This window comes from Ruminococcus sp. D54t1_190329_F1 (assembly GCF_015551645.1).
Classification (GTDB): Bacteria; Bacillota; Clostridia; order Lachnospirales; family Lachnospiraceae; genus Blautia_A; species Blautia_A faecis.
On record NZ_JADNDC010000107.1, the window covers coordinates 1 to 1204 of the forward strand.

Sequence of the window (1204 nt, forward strand, 5' to 3'; positions counted from 1 at the left end):
CCTTCTGGGACGACCGGTGGCAGCACCATATTCACCGCCAGCTTTCCGCAACGCTTCTTCCCAGTCATCGGACATGGCATGTTCTGCCACAAAAGGACCTGCACCAACACAGGTGGAATACGCTTTTAAAACGCCAATCACGTGATCCAGGGATTTTCCAGGGATTCCGGCACCAATGGGACCATAGGCAGAAATGGTAGAGGAACTTGAGGTATAGGGGAAAATACCGTAATCAATGTCCCTCATGGCTCCAAGCTGGGCTTCCAGTACCACCTTTTTGCCCTCTGACACTGTCTGTTCCAGATATTCCCCGGTGTCTGCAATATAGGGACCAAACAGTTCAGCCTGTTCCTCACACCAGGTAAGGAGTGCAGGGTAGGACATTGGCTCCTGATGATAACAGCCTGCAAGCTCCAGGTTCTTTGCCTCCAGCATGGTTTTTAATCTGGCTTTTACGGAATCCTCTTTTAAATGAAGGAGATCTCCCAGGCGAAGTGTTTTTTTACGGTACTTGTCACTGTATGCATAGGCGATTCCACGGCGGGTAGAACCAAAGGCACTTCCTGTCTTTGCAAGTCTGTTTTCTTCTAACTCATCCTGCACCTTATGCCATGGCATGGAGACTGTAGCACGTTTTGAAAGTTTCAAATGATCCGGTGTTACCCGGATTCCTTTTTTCTCTATTTCATGGATCTCCTGGGAAAGATGTTCCAGGTCAACCACCATTCCGTCCCCGAGGACGCACACCACACCTGGATGTAAAATACCAGAGGGGAGAAGATTTAAAACGAATTTGCCCTGGGTGGTTACCACTGTGTGACCTGCATTGTTTCCGCCCTGGTAGCGGACAACCACATCTGCCTGCTCTGCAAGAAGATCGATCACACGTCCTTTTCCTTCATCGCCCCAGTTAATACCGGTTACTGCTGTAAGCATTTGTTCCTCCTTTGAAAACTGGTCGGGCTGCTGTTTTCCTATTACAATAAACCGCTTTTTGCCCTACAACAGCGTTCTTTTTTGTTCGAGTACATAATACGCTTGACGTAGTAATAAGTAAAAGATATAATTGATATGGCTGAAATAAATATATGACATGCCAAAAAAGAAAAAATATTATGGACGTTAATTTCGAGTATTATAAGATCTTTTATTATGTGGCAAAATACCACAACTTTACCAAGGCGGCCCAGGCGTTAAACAACAG

2 protein-coding genes are annotated in these 1204 nt (G+C 46.1%); one reads left to right on the forward strand and one right to left on the reverse strand.

Annotated features, from left to right (window positions below):
- A partial coding sequence (locus tag I2D69_RS19790; protein WP_195380423.1) for an adenylosuccinate synthetase occupies positions 1-936 on the reverse strand: 936 nt, incomplete at its 3' end.
- Positions 937-1115: 179 nt separating this feature from the next.
- Between I2D69_RS19790 and I2D69_RS20390 the strand changes: the two genes are divergently transcribed.
- Positions 1116-1204 (forward strand): LysR family transcriptional regulator (locus I2D69_RS20390; protein ID WP_226855751.1); only part of this gene is annotated, 89 nt, incomplete at its 3' end.